This window comes from Streptomyces sp. NRRL F-2664 (assembly GCF_000719345.1).
GTDB lineage: Bacteria > Actinomycetota > Actinomycetes > Streptomycetales > Streptomycetaceae > Streptomyces.
In genome coordinates this window covers 1-671 of the sequence record NZ_JOFX01000293.1, presented here as the reverse complement: position 1 = coordinate 671, position 671 = coordinate 1, and the positions used below count along the sequence as shown (strand labels likewise).

Annotated in this window: 1 pseudogene; it reads right to left on the bottom strand. The window is 66.0% G+C overall.

The window, feature by feature from the left end:
- Positions 1 to 549, bottom strand: a pseudogene (locus tag IF89_RS39480) (helix-turn-helix domain-containing protein); the annotation flags it as partial.
- Positions 550 to 671 lie beyond the last annotated feature (122 nt).

Sequence of the window (671 nt, the reverse complement as noted above, 5' to 3'; positions counted from 1 at the left end):
GCGAAGCACCGGTCCGGGAAATGGCTGGTCACGTGCTCGATACGGTCGAGTTTGGCGTCCTTGTCGGGATCTTTGGACTCCTTCCAGGTGCGGGTTCGCTGGAAGGAGATCCCGTGCTCGCGCAGGATCTGCCGGAGCCGTTCCCGGCCGGTCTTCACCGTCCGGATCCGGTTGCGGGCCAGGTAGTCGCTGGGCTTGCGAAGACTCCAGTGCGTGAACGGGCGTCCCAGCGTCACTGGGCGGGTCTTGGCCGTCGCGATGATGAACTCGCGTTCGTCATCGCCGATCAGGCGGGGACGGCCTCCCGCCCACTGAGGGTCCAGCGCGGCCAGGCCCTTCTCGTTGAACGCAATGGATGACGTCCCGGACGGTGTCCTCGTGCGCGGCGACCAACCGGGCGATCGCCGTTACCGGGGTGCCCGACGCCGACGCCATGATGATCAGTGCACGACGAACCCGCACGGACTCATGGCGGCCCCGCCGGACGATCTGCTGGAGTCTTTGCCCCTCTTGATCAGTCAACCGCCGTGCTCGGACCGGCTCTGCCATCGATGGCCTCACTCTCAACAGCAATCACGTTGTCATCGAGAGTGAGGCCGACAGACCCTGGCACCCCGAACATCGACCGGCGTGTCACCCGCCCCGGCGAACGTTCGTGGCCAACGCACTAG